This window comes from Nonomuraea sp. NPDC048826 (genome assembly GCF_043198225.1).
Taxonomy (GTDB): domain Bacteria; phylum Actinomycetota; class Actinomycetes; order Streptosporangiales; family Streptosporangiaceae; genus Nonomuraea.
This window is the reverse complement of sequence record NZ_JBICUQ010000016.1, coordinates 76579-96036: the sequence shown is the minus strand read 5'-3', so window position 1 is coordinate 96036 and position 19458 is coordinate 76579. Positions and strand designations below refer to the sequence as shown.

The 19458-nt window shown below is 68.2% G+C and carries 14 protein-coding genes and 2 CRISPR repeat arrays; of the genes, 10 read left to right on the top strand and 4 right to left on the bottom strand.

What is annotated here, in order from left to right:
* Positions 1-67: 67 nt before the first annotated feature.
* From ACGFI7_RS40765 to cas2e, 10 genes are all read left to right on the top strand, one after another.
* Positions 68-529: a glycine-rich domain-containing protein gene (locus tag ACGFI7_RS40765; RefSeq protein WP_393414884.1), complete on the top strand. Its 462-nt coding sequence runs from the start codon at positions 68-70 to the stop codon at positions 527-529.
* 150 nt (positions 530-679) lie between these two features.
* A complete protein-coding gene (locus ACGFI7_RS40760; protein WP_393414881.1) occupies positions 680-1360 on the top strand; it encodes a class I SAM-dependent methyltransferase in 681 nt (226 codons plus the stop codon).
* A gap of 268 nt (positions 1361-1628) precedes the next feature.
* Positions 1629-4340: a CRISPR direct-repeat array (repeat unit 29 nt; unit sequence CGGTTCACCCCCACGGGCGTGGGGACCAC).
* A 240-nt stretch (positions 4341-4580) separates the two neighbouring features.
* Positions 4581-7289: a CRISPR-associated helicase Cas3' gene (gene cas3, locus ACGFI7_RS40755; protein ID WP_393414878.1), complete on the top strand. Its 2709-nt coding sequence runs from the start codon at positions 4581-4583 to the stop codon at positions 7287-7289.
* Between the two features lie 16 nt (positions 7290-7305).
* Positions 7306-8823: a type I-E CRISPR-associated protein Cse1/CasA gene (casA, locus tag ACGFI7_RS40750; RefSeq protein ID WP_393414875.1), complete on the top strand. Its 1518-nt coding sequence runs from the start codon at positions 7306-7308 to the stop codon at positions 8821-8823.
* A complete protein-coding gene (gene casB, locus ACGFI7_RS40745; protein WP_393414872.1) occupies positions 8816-9466 on the top strand; it encodes a type I-E CRISPR-associated protein Cse2/CasB in 651 nt (216 codons plus the stop codon). The genes casA and casB overlap by 8 nt, the downstream gene beginning before the upstream one ends.
* On the top strand, positions 9463-10584 hold the full coding sequence (gene cas7e / locus ACGFI7_RS40740) for a type I-E CRISPR-associated protein Cas7/Cse4/CasC (protein ID WP_393414869.1): 1122 nt from the start codon (positions 9463-9465) through the stop codon (positions 10582-10584). The genes casB and cas7e overlap by 4 nt, the downstream gene beginning before the upstream one ends.
* Entirely contained in the window at positions 10581-11321 is a 741-nt protein-coding gene (gene cas5e / locus ACGFI7_RS40735) for a type I-E CRISPR-associated protein Cas5/CasD (protein ID WP_393414866.1), read from the top strand. The genes cas7e and cas5e overlap by 4 nt, the downstream gene beginning before the upstream one ends.
* Positions 11318-11950, top strand: a complete 633-nt coding sequence (cas6e, locus tag ACGFI7_RS40730; protein ID WP_393414863.1) for a type I-E CRISPR-associated protein Cas6/Cse3/CasE — start codon at positions 11318-11320, stop codon at positions 11948-11950. Before cas5e ends, cas6e begins: the two co-directional genes overlap by 4 nt.
* Positions 11950-12936, top strand: a complete 987-nt coding sequence (gene cas1e, locus ACGFI7_RS40725; RefSeq protein WP_393414860.1) for a type I-E CRISPR-associated endonuclease Cas1e — start codon at positions 11950-11952, stop codon at positions 12934-12936. Before cas6e ends, cas1e begins: the two co-directional genes overlap by 1 nt.
* Positions 12937-12974: 38 nt before the next feature.
* Positions 12975-13277 carry a type I-E CRISPR-associated endoribonuclease Cas2e gene (gene cas2e, locus ACGFI7_RS40720; protein ID WP_393414857.1) on the top strand — a complete coding sequence of 101 codons (303 nt, stop codon included), beginning with the start codon at positions 12975-12977 and terminating at the stop codon, positions 13275-13277.
* Between the two features lie 102 nt (positions 13278-13379).
* Positions 13380-14929: a CRISPR direct-repeat array (repeat unit 29 nt; unit sequence CCGTTCCCCACGCCCGTGGGGGTGAGCCG).
* A gap of 584 nt (positions 14930-15513) precedes the next feature.
* Here the strand turns inward: cas2e and ACGFI7_RS40715 are convergent.
* From ACGFI7_RS40715 to ACGFI7_RS40700, 4 genes are all read right to left on the bottom strand, one after another.
* Positions 15514-16800, bottom strand: coding sequence for a hypothetical protein (locus ACGFI7_RS40715; RefSeq protein ID WP_393414854.1), 1287 nt, complete (start codon positions 16798-16800; stop codon positions 15514-15516).
* Positions 16800-17765, bottom strand: a complete 966-nt coding sequence (locus tag ACGFI7_RS40710) for a hypothetical protein (protein WP_393414851.1) — start codon at positions 17763-17765, stop codon at positions 16800-16802. Before ACGFI7_RS40710 ends, ACGFI7_RS40715 begins: the two co-directional genes overlap by 1 nt.
* Positions 17762-18181, bottom strand: a complete 420-nt coding sequence (locus tag ACGFI7_RS40705; protein WP_393414848.1) for a hypothetical protein — start codon at positions 18179-18181, stop codon at positions 17762-17764. The genes ACGFI7_RS40710 and ACGFI7_RS40705 overlap by 4 nt, the downstream gene beginning before the upstream one ends.
* Before the next feature lie 96 nt (positions 18182-18277).
* Entirely contained in the window at positions 18278-19411 is a 1134-nt protein-coding gene (locus ACGFI7_RS40700; protein ID WP_393414845.1) for a DUF932 domain-containing protein, read from the bottom strand.
* Positions 19412-19458 lie beyond the last annotated feature (47 nt).

Sequence of the window (19458 nt, the reverse complement as noted above, 5' to 3'; positions counted from 1 at the left end):
GGGGAGCCGCCCAGTTGCGCAGACCGGCAGCGGAGGTGGCGATCATTCTCACCCCAGGAGGGCCTCAATGACGGCCACCACCCCTGAGCGCTACCAGGCACCGCAGGGCGGATGGCGTGACCCCCGCTCGTTCGTCGACCCGGACGTGTGGGAGCGCCAGATCGCGCTCCTCGTCCGCGACCACCCATGGGACAAGGTCATGGCCGAACGGGTCTTCGGCCAGGCGATCGCGTACCTCATCACCGCTATGGAGAAGTGGGGACAGCGGCTGGAGATCGGCTGCGGCCCGCTGATCGACCGCGCCGTGCACGGCTTCATCCTCGACACGCGCAACTACGCCGCTTTCTGCGCCAAGTACTTCAACGGCGAGTTCCTGCACCATGTCCCCGAGATCGCGTTCAAGGTCGACGGTTCGGTGCAAAAGACCGCGCACGTCGTGGCGGGTAACGGCTTCGAGGTGGACTGGTCGCTGTGGGAGGCCGACTACGCCAAGTGCACGCCGTGCGCGCCTGGCACCGACTGCCACTGACCCGCGTCTGAACGGCGTGAGGGCCGGGAGCGTCACGCGTTCCGGCCCCTCGCCACGCGCGGGCATGGAGTGGGTGGTTCTCCGGCGAGCATTGAGGGCGGCGCGCTAGCGTGACGCTGGTCCTGTCCCTCGCGTACCTAGGTGCCCGCCATGCCCACCGAGCCCGACCGGCCCGCCGTCACCGATCGTGTCGCCTACTGGGACCGTTACGCCACCGGCATCCGCAAGACCGACGCGCCGCAGACCGCGCTGAAGAACGCGTTCGGCTGGACTCAGTACGAAGGCCACGGCCCCGGCGACGAACTGCTCGGCGATCCGGCCACGGCGCTGGAACTCGGCTCCAGCCGCGGCCACGCTGTCGCCGCGCTGGCCACCAAAGGCATCGACGCGACCGGCGTGGATCTGTCGCCCGTGCAGATCGAGGGCGCTCGCCAGCAGTGGGGGCACCTGCCGAACGCCCACTTCGTGCACGCGGACGCGATCGCCTTCCTCACCAGCAGCGAGCGCCGCTGGGAGGCGATCTACTCCATCTTCGGGGCACTCTGGTTCACCGACCCTGACCAGTGGATGCCGCTCGTGCGTGCGCGCCTGGCTCCTGGCGGCAAGCTGGTGTTCTCGTGCGCGCCCGTCGTACCGGGCACCGCCGGCGTACAGGGCATGTACGGGGCGGGCTTCACCGGTGCGCAGGTGTGGATCTACCGGTGGACGTACGAGCCGGACGTGTGGGCGCGGATGCTGACCGGGACGGGGTTCCGTGAGGTGCGCGCGTGGGTGGAGGACGCTCCGAGACCGGAGAATGTGGGGACGCTGATCGTGGAGGCCCGCGTATAGCTGTGGGGATTTTCACGCCATGGGCGGATGCTCATGCCCTCTGGGCCTGGGCACGGTCGGCGCGCTGCAAGAGCGCATCCGCACCCGGCTGGCCCAGGACTCCAGCCGCGTCCCGGGCCCGGCAGCGACTACGCCGCGGTGGTGCTGTCACCGGAGCTGGTCGACTTCAACTCCCAGGCTGCTCGGGCGATGGCCATCCGGTTCGCGCGCGTCCAGCCGCAGCGAAGAGCCATACGCTCACCGACCCGGCACGCGTTAACATCCGGCTGGGACCATCCCCACGGGCGTGGAAACCACTCCCTGCTCCCGTAGTGGGCGCCCGTGGCCACGGGTTCACCCCCACGGGCGTGGGGACCACGGCGTGGATGCCTGAGACCCTCGCTCAGTCGCCGGTTCACCCCACGGGCGTGGGGACCACTCAGCAGCGGTCGCATTCCCGCCTCCTCATCACGGTTCACCCCCACGGGCGTAGGGATCACGACGCGAACGTCATCCCGCTGCACAAGCACGACGGTTCACCCCCACGGGCGTGGGGACCACAGGCGGCGATCCAGCCGCCGGTCGCGGGGCGGCGGTTCACCCCCACGGGCGTGGGGACCACTGCCACACCACGCTGGATGGCGGTCCTGTCGTCGGTTCACCCCCACGGGCGTGGGGACCACGTTGCTCAGGGGCTTGGGCAGCCATCCCTGCTCGGTTCACCCCCACGGGCGTGGGGACCACTGCCACACCACGCTGGATGGCGGTCCTGTCGTCGGTTCACCCCCACGGGCGTGGGGACCACTCGGCCAGGTGGGCGAGCATCGCCAGGCTGTCCGGTTCACCCCCACGGGCGTGGGGACCACCAGATCATCGGCTTCGGTTCGTTCGAGCGCCGCGGTTCACCCCCACGGGCGTGGGGACCACTCCACCGTGTTGTACCGGTGCAGGCCACGGTCCGGTTCACCCCCACGGGCGTGGGGACCACAGCCCGGCAGCACGTTCAAGGCCACCGTCGCCTGGTTCACCCCCACGGGCGTGGGGACCACGACAATGCGGATGGTGCTCAAGATCGGTTCTCCGGTTCACCCCCACGGGCGTGGGGACCACGTCCGGGAGGTGTCCAGCTTCAGGGCGGCCTCCGGTTCACCCCCACGGGCGTGGGGACCACAGTTGGGATCGACGCAATGAGATGTACGACTTCGGTTCACCCCCACGGGCGTGGGGACCACTCGCAGCAGCCCGATGATGCTGCGGGGTTCGTCGGTTCACCCCCACGGGCGTGGGGACCACGCCGCCAGGGTCGGATTACCAGCCGACACCATCGGTTCACCCCCACGGGCGTGGGGACCACCCCGGAGATCCCGGTTTCATCGGGGCACGTCGCGGTTCACCCCCACGGGCGTGGGGACCACATGGGGATGTCAGCCACGCAGCCACTCCAGAACGGTTCACCCCCACGGGCGTGGGGACCACCGTCGAGAGCTGTAGCGTATCGCCCTCCACCCCGGTTCACCCCCACGGGCGTGGGGACCACGGTCGCATCGTCGGCACCCACCACCTCAGGGCCGGTTCACCCCCACGGGCGTGGGGACCACACCTACGCGAACATCAGCCAGCGCAACCTGCAAGGTTCACCCCCACGGGCGTGGGGACCACCTCAGCTCACGAGTACAAGACCGCGCAAGAGGCGGTTCACCCCCACGGGCGTGGGGACCACCTCACGGCGCTCACCAGAGGGGCGGACAACAACGGTTCACCCCCACGGGCGTGGGGACCACTTCCATTCCAGCGGATTGAAGTTCGCCGGAGCCGGTTCACCCCCACGGGCGTGGGGACCACCGGCGACCAGCGTGGCCGCGGCCGCGCAGCCGAGGTTCACCCCCACGGGCGTGGGGACCACCCTCTAAGGGAGTGCCCGAGAAGGCATGGAAGCGGTTCACCCCCACGGGCGTGGGGACCACATGAGCGGCGGTATCTGCTCCACCTCCAGGTCCGGTTCACCCCCACGGGCGTGGGGACCACGCTTGATGGGCTCCGTGGGGTAGAGCCGGCGACGGTTCACCCCCACGGGCGTGGGGACCACCGACAGCGGCAGCGACGAGACGAGGACGCATCCGGTTCACCCCCACGGGCGTGGGGACCACAGCACCTCCACATCGGTCACGACAGCCGTGACCGGTTCACCCCCACGGGCGTGGGGACCACGGTGGCCAAGAGGCTGGAGCGGATGGCCGAGATGGTTCACCCCCACGGGCGTGGGGACCACGGACTCTCCCCTTATGGGCAACGGGGAGGGGCCGGTTCACCCCCACGGGCGTGGGGACCACGAGAAGAGGGTCCCGCTCTTTAGCTCGGCAACCGGTTCACCCCCACGGGCGTGGGGACCACGTGATCAACCTGTCTGAGCCCGACCAGACCCACGGTTCACCCCCACGGGCGTGGGGACCACGTCCGAGACGAGCTTGTAGTTGAGTCCTGTCGCGGTTCACCCCCACGGGCGTGGGGACCACGGAGTCGCGCAGCTTGCGGGTGGCCGTTTCGGCGGTTCACCCCCACGGGCGTGGGGACCACCCAACCATCCACCCCGAGCGGACGGGGCTCAACGGTTCACCCCCACGGGCGTGGGGACCACCAGGACCGGCGGCTGAACGCGGCCGAGGTGACCGGTTCACCCCCACGGGCGTGGGGACCACGCGGTGCTGCTCGACCGCACCGATGGCGCGGCCGGTTCACCCCCACGGGCGTGGGGACCACCGAGGTAGCCAAGCCCGAGAACGCTGGTGACACGGTTCACCCCCACGGGCGTGGGGACCACTTCGGCATGTTCGGGTCGGACGTCTACCAGCTCGGTTCACCCCCACGGGCGTGGGGACCACCGGTGGCCTGCCTCGCCGGTGACAGTCCAGCGCGGTTCACCCCCACGGGCGTGGGGACCACCCGAGCCCCCACCCGACCAGGACCGCCCCACAGGGTTCACCCCCACGGGCGTGGGGACCACCCTTCCTGAGCAGCCAGGATAGCCCCGACCTGCGGCGATGTGAATGTCGGTGTTTGTCGCCATTTCTCAGCCGGCAGCATGGAAAGCGTGCGCTTGAGCCAAGTCGCTACAGGAACGCTCCATTTCAAGATGCGAGTGCATCTAGCGGAACCACTTGCCATCCCGTAAGCTCCCTCCGCGCTACTGCCACGAATCCATGGGATAAACAGACAATCGGGGAGATTGGTGAAACTAGGGCACGTGGAGCACGAAGCGGTAGACATGCTCATCTGGGGCAAGTCACGCAATTTACCTAAATCCTATCCGCTCGTCTGTCATCTGCTCGATGCTGCCGCCATGGCGCACGTTCTGTGGCATGACTACCTCTCCCCCAATCTGAAACGGCGCATAGCAGACGCTATCGGCACCAAAGCTGACGCCGCTGGGCAACTGGTGGCTTTCTGGGCAGGACTGCACGACATCGGCAAGTGCATGGCTTGCTTCCAGAGCATGGATGTCACACAATTCAGTCGCCTCAGCGGCTACCCAGAGGCGATCGGTGAGAAGCGTCGTCATGAATATGCCGCTCATGTCTGGCTCAGCCAACCGTTCGCCCGCTTGGGCTATGGCGCACGCCGCCCTAAAGACCCTGCCTTCCTCATAGCGCAGTTACTGGGTGGACATCACGGACGGTTCAGCGCAAGAGACCACCGAGAATGCCGGTTCAAACCGACAGAAGTCCTCGCGGAATTAGGCGATGGGAAGTGGGAAGCTCAACGCGAAGCCCTCTTCCGTACCGTCAGTGAAATTACGGAGCCACCACCAGCGCCCGCATCGCTCAGCGCGGAAGCAGCCGCTCTCGCTTGCGGGATCGTCATCCTGGCCGACTGGCTGGTCAGCCAGGACGATTATCTGAAGCAACGCCTGCCACAGATACCCGCCGATACCAGCGGTCTCCGCCGACACTACGAAGACTCACTACGGCTCTCCCCCTCTTTGATCAATGCCGCAGGCCTTCGCCCCGTACGGTTCCGCAGTGCGAGCTTCGCCGACGAGTTCTCCCATATCGAACGCCCGAACGCGTTGCAACACTCGGTCGCCGAGCACCTGCCTACTCTTCTCACGGGCGGTCCAGGCCTGTTCCTAGTGACCGCCCCCATGGGCATCGGCAAGACCGAGGTCGCCTTTCACGGCGCGCGTCTGCTCGGGCAGGCCAGCGGCACTCCGGGCTTCCTTTTCGCGCTCCCCACGATGGCGACGACCGACCAGATGTACGGCAGAGCACGGGCGTACGGCGAGAGCCGGGCCGAGGACGACGCAGCGCTCACGCTGCTGCACAGCATGGCGTGGCTCAACGACGCCTACACGGCCGAGGGTGTCGACACCACGGTGATCAGCGATGACGCGAGCGTGACGGCGCCGGACTGGCTGCACGGCAAGAAGCGCGGCCTGCTGGCTCCGATGTCGGTCGGAACAATTGACCAGGTCCTGCTGACCGTGCTGCCCCTCAAACACATGCCGCTACGGATGCTCGGCCTGGCCGGCAAGGTGCTCATTGTCGACGAGGTCCACGCCTATGACGCCTACATGCAGAAGTTGCTGGCCAAGGCGTTGGTCTGGCTCGGACGGCTGGGAGTGCCGGTCGTTCTGATGTCGGCCACGTTGCCCACACGGATCGCGGCCCGCCTGGTGTCCTCCTACCTGGAAGGTGCCGGCCGCAGCGGGATAGCACTGCCGCCTATCCCGTACCCGGGCTGGACCTTCGCCGACGCGGCCACTGGAAAGATCTCGCCCTTCGAGATCGAGATCGAGCCAAGCACATTGCATGTCGAGCAGCGACTGGTCCCGGTGCGGTCATCCGCTCTGGATCGTTCCCAAGTGCTACGCGACGTGCTGGCGCCGCTGGTCGACGAGGGCGGCTGCGCTGGCGTCGTCTGCAACACCGTCGCCGAGGCTCAGCAGACGTACCTGTTCTTGCGCGACTGGTTCGACACCTTGCCGCAGGCCCCCGAGTTGACTCTCCTGCACGCCCGTTTCCCCGCACGTCGCCGTGAAGAGATCACCAGTGAGATCACCCGCAAGTTCGGCAAGTGCGAGATCTGTCAGCCCTCGGACAGATGTGGTCACCGCCCGAAAGCGGTCGTGGTTGCCACCCAAGTCATCGAGCAATCCCTGGACCTCGATTTTGACCTTGTGATCAGTGATCTCGCTCCCGTCGCGCTGCTGTTGCAGCGAGCCGGACGGTGCCAGCGTCACGCGGGGCGGCTGCGGTCTGCGTGGGCGGCCGGACGGCGACTGGTCGTCCTGAGACCGAGTGACGAGAAAGGCGAACTGGTGCTGCCGCGCTCGTGGCCGTTCATCTACTCGCCCTCCTTGCTGCGCCGCACCGATCACGAGATCACCGACGATGAGATCACCATCCCTGACGACGTCCAAAAGCTCGTGGAGCAGGTCTACGACGACAGCTTCGCCAACGGCGAGCTGAGCGAGGAGGACCTGGAATGGATCGGCAAGGAGATCGCCGAGGAAGGGATAGCGGACATGATCGCTATCCCGTCTCCGGACGAGGTTTCCGGGCTTCACCAGCTCACATCCTCTGACGCTCAGGAGGACCTTGTCGCCACCCGCCTGGGCGCGGACTCAACCCGCGTCCTCTGTGTCTATCAGGGGCCGGATGGCTCGCTCTACCTCGACGAGGCCTGCACTACCAAGCTGCCCGACACCACCAAGCTTTCCCGCCAAGTGATCAAGGAGATCCTCGCGGAAACCATCCCGCTCCGCTCCTCCATGCTCGCAGGCCGCGACGCCGCCAACGACCCACCGTCCAGTTGGAGGGACAGCGCCTGGCTTCGGGACCTTGCGCTCGTCTCTCTCCGGATCGGTGCGGACCGATCCGCCACCGGTTGGGTCGGCCAGCGGGAGTTCCTCCTCCACCCCGACCTCGGCCTGCAGATAACCGCTCATGCCTGAGTTCAAGGGAGCACCTATGCGCCATGGCTACGACCTGCTGAATCGTGATTGGATTCCCGTCCGTCCCAGAGCCGCGGTCGGGATCCGGGAACTGCTCACGCGGGCCCACGAACTCGAAGACATCGTGGCCCCTTTGGCGCCGGCGGGCGCCGGGCTATGGCGTGTCCTGACGGTCTTCGCGGCTCGACTCACCGGCCTGGACAGGCCCGCCAGCTTCGATGAGTGGGAAAGCCGCCGGGAGTCCGTGCTTGATGCCGGCAGGTTCAAGGCGGACGAGTCCTCCTACCTCAGCCGCTATCAGGATCGATTCGATCTCTTACATGGCGAACGACCGTTCCTCCAGGATCCGCGACTGGCTGAGGAATGCGCCAAGACTTCCGGGATCAACAAGCTCGTCCTGTCGCGGCCCGCGGGGAACAACCAGGTGTGGTTCGATCACCACACGGACCTCGAGGCCCGGCCGATCCCGCCCGAGGAAGCGGTCTGGTACCTGCTGGCACAGCTGTACTACGGCCCGTCTGGGCGGTGTACGAGCCGCACGGTCAACGGCAGGAGCGAGGCCAACAGCACCGCCGGTCCACTGCGTGGAACGATCTCCTTTCATCCACTGGGCCGTACGGTCTTCGAATCCCTGGTGGTAGGTATCCCCTATCCGGGAAGCCGGCCCGTGCAGGATGACCTGGCGCCTTGGGAGCGAGACGATCTGCCCGACCCGCTCGGACTGCCTCCGCCTCCGGTGGGAATAGCGGGGGTGCTGACCGGCCGGTTCAGGCACGCGGTCCTGCTGTCCCAGAAGGATGGCCTGGTCGACGATGCGTGGATCACCTGGGCCTGGCGGCAGCCCACGGCCACGGTGCGCGACCCGTACCTGATCTATCAGGAGAACAAGACCGGAGACCTCTACGCCAGAGGCGCGCGCAGCGAGCGGGCGCTGTGGCGGGATGTGGACGCGCTCCTCCTGCATGATGTCGGCGAGGAGCACGCCCGCCAGCCGCAGGTGCTGGATCAGGCTGAGAACCTGCCGTTTGACCTGCTGGACGACCTGCGAGTACGGGCCTTCGGATTCGACCAGGATGGCCAGACGCGTGATCGTCAGTGGTTCACGGCCGCCACGCCCGCCATCCTGTCCCTGCTGAAGGATTCCCAGAGCGCCATGGGCGTGAGCCGGGTGAGGCTAGCCGCGGAGAAGGTCGGGCGGCACCTCGGTTCGGCGTTGCGCAGCGCCTGGGTGGCGATCAACGACCCGTCGAACGGCAACGGTCCTCCGATCCGCTCCGATATCCCGGCCGGTCCCTGGAGAGGCCAGGGAGACGCGCGCTACTGGCCGCGCGCGGAGCAGGAGTTCTGGCGCAAGGTCTTCAGCCGTGACTTCGATGAGCCGGCCATGGACTTCATCAAGGTGGCATTGCAGGTCTACGAGGAGATCACCGAAAAAGCCGGCAGCGCCCCGCGCGCGCGGCGAGCCATCGAGCGGGCGCGGGGCCTGATCTTCGCCGCCCGCAAGCCGGCACCGTCAAGGAGAGCAGATGGCTGATGACACCCCCCTCCAGCGGCAGGCGACGAAACTGGTGGACGAGGCGATCAAGACGCTGTCCTATCCGGACAAGCGTCGCAGGGTCGCCCTTCGCCGGGCGCTCGGGAAATCACCGGAAGATCCCGCGGTTCGCGCGGCTCACATGGTGGTGGCGCCCGTCCTGCCTACGGGCTGTGACCAGGCGACGGAGCGGGCGTTCTACGCTGTCGCCTCCATGATCGCCGCTCAGCCGCGTGACGCCCGGGACAACACCACAGGCTCAGACGAGGACGAAGCGGAAGAGTCTGAGCAGGACCAGGCTGACGACGCCGTCCCCGTTGATCAGATGGAGAGTCTGGGGGCCACGCTGGGTCGCGCGGTGGGTGCCGACGAGCTGCGTGAGAAGACGATGGAGGCCCGGCTGCATCTGATGTGCCGCCAGGATCTCGACGGTATCCACCGGCACCTGCCCCGCCTGATCGCGACGCTGCGCGCGGAACTCCTGCCGGTCAGTTGGACGCGGCTCACTATCGACCTGGCGCGCTGGGGGCGCCAGCGCGACCTCGTCACCAAGAGGTGGCTGCAGGACTACTACCGCAAGGTGCACGACGAGAAGACCAAGCGCGTGAAGAACAAGCAGAAGAGCGAAGGCGAGGACCAGTGACCACGGCCCGATTCATCGACATCCACGTTCTGCAGACCCTGCCCTACAGCAACATCAACCGGGATGATCTTGGATCCCCCAAGAGCGTGGTTTACGGAGGTGTGAGCCGTACGCGAGTCAGCAGTCAGAGCTGGAAGCGCGCCGTACGCTTCGACGTCGAGAACGCCCTGGGCGATCCGGCAGCCCGTACGCGGCGCATCCCTGAGCAGGTGGCCAATCGGCTCACTGATCGCGGCTGGCCCTCTGAGCTGGCCGCAGCCGCCGGCCAGCAGGTGGTTCTCTCGGCGGGTAAGGGCCTGAAGGTCGAGAGTGACGGAGTCACCTCCGTGCTGCTGTACCTGCCGACTTCCGCACTCGACGAGCTGGCTGACCTGGCGGTCGAGCACCGTGACCAGATCCAGGAGCAGGTCGGCAAGAAGAAACCCGTCCCGGTGCTGCCCGCCGCCCGCATCGCTGAGCTGCTGTCCCGCCGCAACGGAGTGATCAATCTGTTCGGCCGGATGCTGGCCGAACTCCCCAGCGCCGAAGTGGACGGCGCGGTGCAGTTCGCTCACGCCTTCACCACTCACGGCACGAGCACCGAGGTCGACTTCTTCACGGCGGTCGACGACCTGAACCCGGGCGAGATGCGCGGCAGCGGCCATATGAACTCCGCCGAGTTCTCCTCCGGAGTCTTCTACCGCTACGCCAGCATCGACCTCACCGGCCTGATGAACAACCTCGATGACCGCACCGCCGCCGCCGAGCTCACCAGCGCCTTTCTGACAGCCTTCATCTCCGCCCTACCCTCCGGCAAGCAGAACTCCACAGCTGCCAGCACCGTCCCCGACCTCGCCTACATCGCCGTCCGAGCTGACAGGCCGATCTCGCTGGCACCCGCCTTTGAGATCCCCATCAAGCTCACAGGCGAGGGCGGGTACGCGGCACGCTCACGAGACGCGCTGGCCTCCTACGCTCAGCGGCTGCACGCGTTGTGGGGGCAGGACAGCCTGGTGCGGCACGGCCACGCGACCATCGACCCCAAGGAACTGGCCGGACTCGGCGACAAAGACCCTTCATATGGCAGCCTCATCCAGCACGCAGTGATGGCCGCCTACCCGGCGGAGTCGAGCGCGTGAGCGGGTTGGTGCTGCGCCTGGGCGGACCGTTGCAGTCCTGGGGTGAGCACAGTGCCTTCACCGACCGCGACACGCAGCGTTTCCCCACGAGGTCGGGGTTGATCGGCCTGTTCGCCGGCGCCCACGGCATGCGGCGCGGAGATGACTTGTCCCGTTTCGACGATCTGACCTTCACGGTCCGCATCGACCGGCCTGGGATCCCCACGATGGACTTCCACACAGTGGGCGGTGGGCGAGCCCGCCACCAGACCGTGCCCACCGCTGAAGGCGGCAGGCGCAGCGTCGAGACGGCCACCATCGTCACCCGCCGGCACTACCTCGCCGACGCCGTCTTTGTCGTCGGCGTGACAGGCCCGAAGGACACGATCGACACCCTGGCGGAGCGGCTCGAACGACCCTGCTGGCAACCGTATCTGGGTCGCCGATCCTGCCCGCCCGATCCGCCCCTGCTACTGCGCCGGGTCCAGGACCCATTCGTGGAGCTCGCCGAACGCGTCCCCGTCTGCCGCACCTACCAGGAAGGCGCGCAGGTCGACTTCGTCCGCGAAGGGGCCCACCCGGAAGCGGCCTCGATCGCCGAACTCGCGGACGTGCCAGTCAGCTTCGCCCCGCTTGAACGCCGCTACCGTCTGCGAACCGTCAGCATCATCCCGCTCTCCGTTCCCCAGGACCTCTGGCTGGGCCGGGGACGGAAGTACCAGGACGCCCTGTACAACTACGCCGGAGGGACACCGTGACCACATGGCTGACCCGGATCGTCCCTGAACCCCGTAGCCACGCCGCCCAGCGGGACCTGCGCGACGCCGAAGCCCTGCACAAGCGCGTCATGTCCCTGGTTCCCGACGGCCTCGGCGACCAGGCCCGTGCCAAGGCCGGCGTCCTGTACCGCTACGACGAGACAGGAACGGTCGGGCCGCACCTGCTCATCCAAACCGGCATGCCCATCGACACCACCCGGCTGCCCCAGCAGTACGGATCTCTTGCCGTACGCGACCTGACTCCCCTGCTGGATGCCCTCAACACCAACATGGGGATCCGCTACCGGATCATCGCCAACACCGCCAAGCGGCTGGGCCGAAACTCCGATCGTCCCGGCAAGCTGGTCTCCCTGCGGGGACCTGAAGCCGACCAGTGGTGGCATGCCCGCGCCGAAGGAAACGGGTTGATCCTCAAGACTCTGATCTCCACCTCTCTGCCTGATGTCCGCAGCAAGGGCAAAGACGGCGTACGGCACGCGGCCACCCGGTTCGACGGCATCGCGCTGATCAAAGATCCAGAGTTGGTCCGGCAAGCTGTGCTGAAGGGCATCGGTCGCGGCAAGGCCTACGGCTGCGGCCTGCTCAGCATCGCTCCGCTGGCCACCTGATGAGCGCGCCTTCCGGAGCCAAGCGGCGCCTGGGCCAGCCGACATTGGCCATGCTCCCCCGTATCTCCGACTCGCTGTCGTTTCTCTACATGGAGAGCGTCCGGATCGTTCAGGACGACACCGGCGTGTGCGCCCAAGTCGAATCACCGCGGGGAATCGAGCGAGTCTACCTGCCAGCGGCGTCGCTGGCCTGTGTCCTGCTCGGTCCCGGCACGTCCATCACTCAGCCGGCCCTTGCCACCTTCGCACGCCATGGCACATCGCTGGTATGCGTCGGCGCGGGCGGCGTACGGTCCTACGCCGGGATCTTGCCCGCCCAGCTCACTACCGAATGGCTGGAGCATCAGGCGCGTGCCTGGGCGGACGAGGACGAGCGCTTGCGCGTGGCCGTCCGGATGTACCAGCACCGCTTCGGCACAGCGCCATCTGGTGCCGGGCTCGCCCAGTTGCGGGGCTTGGAGGGGCAGCGGGTCAAGGCTCTCTACCGGATGCTGGCCACCAAGCACGGGATCACGCGTTTTCGCCGCAACTATGATCCCGCCGCCTGGGATGACCAAGATCCGGTGAACCTGGCGTTGTCGGCGGCCAACGCCGCTCTCTACGGCGTCGTCCACGCGGCCGTGCTGGCGCTCGGCTGTTCACCGGCTCTCGGCTTCATCCACTCCGGCACCCAGATGGCCTTCGTGTACGACATCGCCGACCTGTACAAGGCGAAGATCACCATCCCGCTCGCCTTCTCCCTAACCGGCTCCATGCGGCCGGAGCGAGAGGCCCGGATGCGGCTCCGGGAGGAGTTCCGCCTGTACAAACTCATGTCCAGCATCGTTCCAGACGTCCAGAGGATGATCGCGCCCGATGTAGCTCAGCCGTCCGCCCAAGACGGCGCCACCGACATCGTTCACCTATGGGATCCCGACCTCGGCTCTCTCCCGGCGGGGGTCAACTATGGCGACGAAGCCGCCGGCGACGTCGAGATTCCCTGGTAGCGGTAGCTGGTGACCCTGGCCGGAAGAAGACGTGACTCATGGCATCCATGATCGTTATTTCGACGACCGCCGTCCCCGATCATGTACGCGGCGCCTTGTCCCGCTGGCTCATCGAACCGGCACCGGGGCTGTACGTGGGGACGGTTTCAGCGCGAGTCCGTGACCAGCTCTGGTCAGCCGTCAGCCAGTGCATCGTCGATGGTGCCGCTGTATGCCTGCACCCGGACGACAACGAGCAGGGCTTCACCATCCGCACTGCGGGCGAGCGCCGCCGCGATGTGACCGACTTCGACGGCCTCCAGCTCATTCGCTTCCTTCCTGAGCTTCCCCCTCAACCATGAACGTCAGCAGTGGCAGTCCTGCGAGGCCGCCCGCCATCAACGCCGACAACACCGACACTCTAGAAATGCCCAGGTCACCGGCTTTTTAGCAGATCAGCAAGCCCGTTCCCCACGCCCGTGGGGGTGAGCCGCGCGTCGCTTCGGCGTAGTCTGGAGGTGTCGCCCGTTCCCCACGCCCGTGGGGGTGAGCCGTAGGTGAGCGGCTGGCCGGGTGTCGCGGTGCCCCGTTCCCCACGCCCGTGGGGGTGAGCCGAGCGTCGACCACCTGCGCAAGGTCATCTCTGGCCGTTCCCCACGCCCGTGGGGGTGAGCCACAGGCGAAACCGTCCTCAGCCCGCTCGCCCCGCCGTTCCCCACGCCCGTGGGGGTGAGCCGTGCTGCTCCACGGTCACGAGCAGCGCGTCGGACCGTTCCCCACGCCCGTGGGGGTGAGCCGCGGTGGCCAAGATCGATGCTAGCCCGTCCGCCCCGTTCCCCACGCCCGTGGGGGTGAGCCGGGCGTCCAGCACATTCACTGGTCCGGGGATCCCCGTTCCCCACGCCCGTGGGGGTGAGCCGGTGTCCGGCGGGTCGACGGCGGACATCCCCGTCCGTTCCCCACGCCCGTGGGGGTGAGCCGTCGACTGGGGCCTGACTGGCAGCATCGCCGGCCCGTTCCCCACGCCCGTGGGGGTGAGCCGATCACGAACACCGGGGCGGTATCGCCCCTCAGCCGTTCCCCACGCCCGTGGGGGTGAGCCGGCGACCGCCGCCGTGCGCAAGAACGGCCGCACCCGTTCCCCACGCCCGTGGGGGTGAGCCATCTGACCCCCTGCCGCCACAGGGGGAGCCGGACCGTTCCCCACGCCCGTGGGGGTGAGCCGGCGTGAGGGGGTGGCCATGCTTCCCGTCACCGCCGTTCCCCACGCCCGTGGGGGTGAGCCTTCCTCCTCCTCCGTTATGGGCTCAGAGGGCCGTTCCCCACGCCCGTGGGGGTGAGCCGGCGCAGACATGGTGCGACCATAGCCGCGCACACCGTTCCCCACGCCCGTGGGGGTGAGCCGGTGTACGCGGATGTCGCCGTCTCCAGAGACGACCGTTCCCCACGCCCGTGGGGGTGAGCCGGTCTGCTGGGCCCGCTGCTGGCGGGCGCTGAGCCGTTCCCCACGCCCGTGGGGGTGAGCCGCCAGCAGGCCAGCAACACCGCCTCACCGTCGACCGTTCCTCACGCCCGTGGGGGTGAGCCGGGGCTGCGGCTGGCCGCGCGGGTGTTCACGGCCCGTTCCCCACGCCCGTGGGGGTGAGCCGAATAGCGCAGATGCCCCCACTTGTTGACATTGCCGTTCCCCACGCCCGTGGGGGTGAGCCGCCACCATCCGGGGCGATGATCCCGGCGGTGATCCGTTCCCCACGCCCGTGGGGGTGAGCCGGCGGACAAGCTCGCGAGGCGCCGCGCCCTGGTCCGTTCCCCACGCCCGTGGGGGTGAGCCGTTCGCCGCCGCGATCGACACACTCAAGATCCCCCGTTCCCCACGCCCGTGGGGGTGAGCCGTCATCGGCCGGGTGGGGACGCCGCTGGATTACCCGTTCCCCACGCCCGTGGGGGTGAGCCGTTGAGGAGAAGCCCTCCCCCGCCGCTCGGGGCCCGTTCCCCACGCCCGTGGGGTGAGCCGGTGGGTCGCGTGTCCACGAGAAGGACCTGAGGTCAACACAGGTCGACTCGTACGCTCACGCAATTCTCGACAGGTGGGTTGTGGATGACGGGCGTCTACGAGCGGGGCCGATCTGCTGGGTAATGAGCCGCTCCAGGGCTTCGCGCGTGTTGTCGGACCCGAATAGCCCACCGTCGTCGTGGTGGTCGGCTTCGGGGTCGAGCCCGATGAGGTGGGCCGCTCGGTGGCTGACGTGGATGACTCGCCTGCCTCGCATGTGCCGTACGAGGTGCGGGGTCGTCGTCAATGGCGAGCATGTACTGCCGGAGCGAATATGGTACGGCCCAGAGGTCGACCTCGGTGACGGGGATGCCGTCCATGGACATCTGCTGGTCTCGGATGTCCATGAGCCAATTGCCGCCGGCGGCGAGGGCGACCTGGCCAGGGTAGCAGCAGCCCGCTCGGCACCGGCTGCGGTAATGGGATTGCCACCAGCGTTCGCCAAGGTCCGGGCGGGTTTGATGGCGGTGATGCGGTCGAAGCCCCGCCAGGCCGCCTCTCGGTGGCGAAACCGCTGGGAAAGTCGGTGGTCATGGCGATTCCCTTTATCGTGGGTCCTGGCGTGGCCGTTCGGCCGTGGGATGGGGAGCCTGATGGTCTTCGACAAGGTCGGCGTCGACGATCTCGTGGTCCTGTTCGCCGGCGAGCTGCCGGTGCAGGGTGGCGGCGAAGGTCTGTAGTTGGTCGAGATTGGCCCGTCGCATCGTAGTGCCGGTCATCGCGTGGAAGGTGTGGTGCAGTTCCTTGAGGCCGCCTGGCCAGCTGTGGAGGATCTGGTGACGCAGCCATTCGGCCAGTGTCTGTGGGGTGGGTGCCAGGTTGGCATCGCTCTGGGCCGGAGCTGGTTCTGCGACAGTCGGCTCGGAGGGCTCGCGCTTTCCAACGGGTGCCTCGTCGACGTCTTGGGGGCTGGTCGGCTTGTGGTGCCGGCGGGCTGTGAGCGCGGCGCCGACGGTGTTGAGCACGGTGCGCAGTTCTGGGGTGAGGTGTCCGGCTTCGAGTGCCTGATGCCAGATGTCGCGGATCCGTTCGGGCGTGGTCGCGGCGGCGGCCAGTGCGAGGTAGTCCGGCAGCGTCTGGCCGGGCGGATCGCCGTCGTCGGGGGCGTCGGGTGACTGGGGGTTGTGGCCGCGGGGTAGTTCGGGTGCGTTTCGGCGGGCCAGGTGTGAGCGGTCGGGCACGGTGCCGGTCATCAGCTGGCGTGGTGAGATGCCCTCTACGCGTAGTCGCGGTACCGGGAAGGTGACGGGTTTGCCGTCCTTGAGCGTGCGGGCCTCGGTGACGAGCAGGACGGCGTCGATGTAGTCGCCGGCGCGTTCGATGAAGGCGGCCCGGTCGGGCAGGTCCTCGGCGGCGTTCAGGCCGGAGCTGGCCAGGAGCCAGGTGCCCAGGCTGGGCACGTCCTGCAGCAGGACCGACAGGCGGGTTTTGACCGTGCATCGCAGCCTGCCTTCCGCCCGGCACAGGCAGGGCCGCCCCGACTTTTGTTCGATAGTCTCGCCGTCGCAGCGGCGTTCGCAGTAGGGGCCGTCCCAGTACTCCATCCACTGGGTGACCGAGTGCGGCGGCAGCAGTACGGGGATCTCGTCGGCGGTGGTGGTGACCTGCCATTTGTCCATGCCGCGGGTCATCTCGGTGACGGTTCCGCCGTACAGGTGGGCGGCGGCCTCGATGAGCGGGCGGGAAGCGGAGGTGAAGCGGAAGGTGGACAGTTTGCGCGGGCGTATGCCGTGCTCGGTGGGGACGCTGTCGCCGATGCGGATGTGCCCGTCGGGCCAGTGGGCGCGCTGCCGGCGTTTCATCCGTTCGAACATGCGGGGGTGGATCGGCATCAGGCGTCCTTTCTGGTCGGGGGTTGGATGGGCTTTCGGCCGCGCAGGTCGATGTGGTGCAGGTAGGAGGTGACCGGCTGGAGCCCGCGGAAGGCGGCGAAGGCGTGGTCGTCGGCGGCCAGCGGGATGAACCCGTAGCGGTCGGTGCGCAAGTTGAGCACCGCGGTGCCGGCGAAGTCGGGGACAACGAACTCATGGCTCGCGTCGTGGCCCTCGCTGGCTCCGTACCGGCACTGCGGCGGGCACACGAGCGCCACCGTCGCGCGGCGCAGTGCGGCCAGTTGCAGCGGGAAGTCGTCCCACACGGTGGAGGCCGGGTGCTTGAGGCTGGTCTTGATGTCGATCAGCCACAGCCCGGAGGGGGTGGGCAGCGGGTCGGCCGGCACCGAGCGTGGCCGGTAGCGGGGCACCAGGGGTGAGGTCGGGGACGGGAAGCGGAGGTTGACCCACAGGTCGCTGGTGCCGGCGTAGCCGAGGCGGCGGTTGAGCATCGTGCACTCGGCCGCGATGACGTCGGCCGCGATGTCGACGCCGAAGTCGGTCAGCCATTGCCGGTAGCTGTCGAGGAATGGTTCGGCTTCGGGGTCGGGGGCGATGGGGGCGCCGAGGTTGACGGCTTCGGCCTGGCGGTGGACGCGGCTGCCGAGCAGCATCCGTCGTTCCCATTCGTCGAGGTAGGCGGCTTTGGCGCGTTTGATGAAGGCGTCGAGGTCAGCCGGGTCGGCGGCGGCGCGAAGCGCTTCGGGCAGGTGCTCGGCGAACCACTCGGCGGTGTACTTGGCGGCGGCGGGGGCGAGCGCGTGCTTGGCGAGCTGGCTGAGCACGTTGGTGACGGAGACGAGCATGGCGCCGGTGGCGGGGTCGGCGTAGTAGCGGCCGTGGGCGGTGGGGACGGCGTGCGGCGGGTCGTAGCCGGCCTCGCGTGGCGCTCGGGCGTCCGCTCGCGGACCGGTGGTGGCGCTCATCTCGCCTCGGCCGCCGGGGTGGAGGAGGTGGGTGGCGGGCCGTGCAGGAGGTGCCCGTCGAGGGTGACGCGTAGCTGCCGGCCGGCGCGCTGGTCGCGGGTGTACAGCTCGACCAGGATGCCGCCGTCCAGCAGTTGGCGGACGTAGCCAGTGACCTGGTTGGCCTGGATGTGGGCGATCGGCCAGCCGGTGACGGCGTCCTCGATCATGTCGGCGGTGATCGCTTCGACGGCGACGATGCTGCGGCCGGTGGCAGCGATGATGGCGCTGATGTCGGCGAGGGTGCCCGGCCCCCAGTTGCCGTAGGCGGCCAGCAGGGTGCGGTAGATGTTCTCGATCGCCTGCACGTCGGAGATGAGCGCCTGGGCTCGGGGCACCGGCAGCGGGCGCGGGCCGGGCTGGTTAGACAGGCACACCACGTGCCTCCAATCCGGGGAGGGAGGTAGGGGAAAGGACCGCGGCCCTCGGGTCCTGGGGAGGACGGGCCCGGGGGCCGCGGAGACGAAGGGGGTTCAGGTGCCGGCGGCCAGGTGCAGGGCGCGCACTGCCTGGCCTTCCATCTCGTGCGCGGTGTCGGCGTCGGGCAGCGTCCGGGCGACGCTGGTGACGGCGTGCATGACGCCGCCGGCGCTGGTGTCGCCGCCCTGGATGAAGTGGGACAGGATCTGGCGCTGCTGCTCCTGGCTGTAGGAGAGCTTCCTGGCCACCAGCTCGATCGTGGCGGCGGGGTCGGCGACGCGGGCGCCGGACAGCCGGGCCAGCTGCTCCAGCTTGACGCGGACGTAGTCGACATCCAGGAAGGTGGTGATGGCGTCCCGGGTCTGGGCGGTGATCAGGGCCAGGTTCTTGTCCTGGGTGTCGGCGCTCCAGCGCACCACGCCCTCGTCCATGCGTCCGCCGAGGTGGACGTGCCGGGCGGCGTCGGCGTTGATGGTCATGCCGTTGCGGCAGACCTGCACCACCAGGCGCGGCACGATGGTGAACGCGCCTTCGCCGACCTCGCTGTTGGTGATGACGAACCCGGCGAACACGACCGGGTTGTCGGCGCCGCGCTCGCCGGTGAACGGGCTGCGGTAGTCGCGCAGCAGGTCCGGGGCGAGGGCTCGGACCTGTTCGCAGACGATGCGGACGTACATGCGGCGTTCGGTCAGGTCGCAGCCGTCGATCTGGACCTGCACGCCGCTTTGGCGCACGCCGTCCAGGGCTGCCATGAGGACGTCGAAGTTGTCGATGATGCGGTAGCTGTCGGACAGGAAGGCCCGCGCGATGCCGTGTTCGCCGTCGCCGCGCAGGCCGCGCAGCAGGAAGCGCCGGTCGGCGTCGGCGAGCCAGCCGTTGACGTTGGCGTCGTACAGGTCGGGCTTGTGTTCGCGCAGGCGGCGCAGGTACGGCAGGGGTATGCCGAGTTTGCCGGCCACTCCCCCGTCGCATACTCCGGTCGGGGTGTAGAGCCCGGCGGTGGTGGTGACGCCGCGCTCGGACAGCAGCGGTGGTGTGCTGATGCGCAGGCGGGCGCCTTCGGCGTGGATCTGGTCGCTGTGGACCACGACGTCGACCTTGTGCGCCTGCTGGTGGCGCAGCAGGTCGACGAGATCTTCCAGACCGGCGTTGCGGGTGGTCAGCGCGAGCGAGGATGCGGAACTCATCGGGCGGCTCCAGATGTACGAAAGGTGGCCGGAAAGGGAAAGTCCCG

Bases quoted from the DNA above. Each gene is read 5' to 3' on its own strand.
- ACGFI7_RS40765 (WP_393414884.1), top strand. From the start codon at position 68: ATGACGGCCACCACCCCTGAGCGCTACCAGGCACCGCAGGGCGGATGG.
- ACGFI7_RS40760 (WP_393414881.1), top strand. From the start codon at position 680: ATGCCCACCGAGCCCGACCGGCCCGCCGTCACCGATCGTGTCGCCTAC.
- casA (WP_393414875.1), top strand. From the start codon at position 7,306: ATGCGCCATGGCTACGACCTGCTGAATCGTGATTGGATTCCCGTCCGT.
- casB (WP_393414872.1), top strand. From the start codon at position 8,816: ATGGCTGATGACACCCCCCTCCAGCGGCAGGCGACGAAACTGGTGGAC.
- cas1e (WP_393414860.1), top strand. From the start codon at position 11,950: ATGAGCGCGCCTTCCGGAGCCAAGCGGCGCCTGGGCCAGCCGACATTG.
- cas2e (WP_393414857.1), top strand. From the start codon at position 12,975: ATGGCATCCATGATCGTTATTTCGACGACCGCCGTCCCCGATCATGTA.
- ACGFI7_RS40715 (WP_393414854.1), bottom strand. From the start codon at position 16,800: ATGCCGATCCACCCCCGCATGTTCGAACGGATGAAACGCCGGCAGCGC.
- ACGFI7_RS40710 (WP_393414851.1), bottom strand. From the start codon at position 17,765: ATGAGCGCCACCACCGGTCCGCGAGCGGACGCCCGAGCGCCACGCGAG.
- ACGFI7_RS40700 (WP_393414845.1), bottom strand. From the start codon at position 19,411: ATGAGTTCCGCATCCTCGCTCGCGCTGACCACCCGCAACGCCGGTCTG.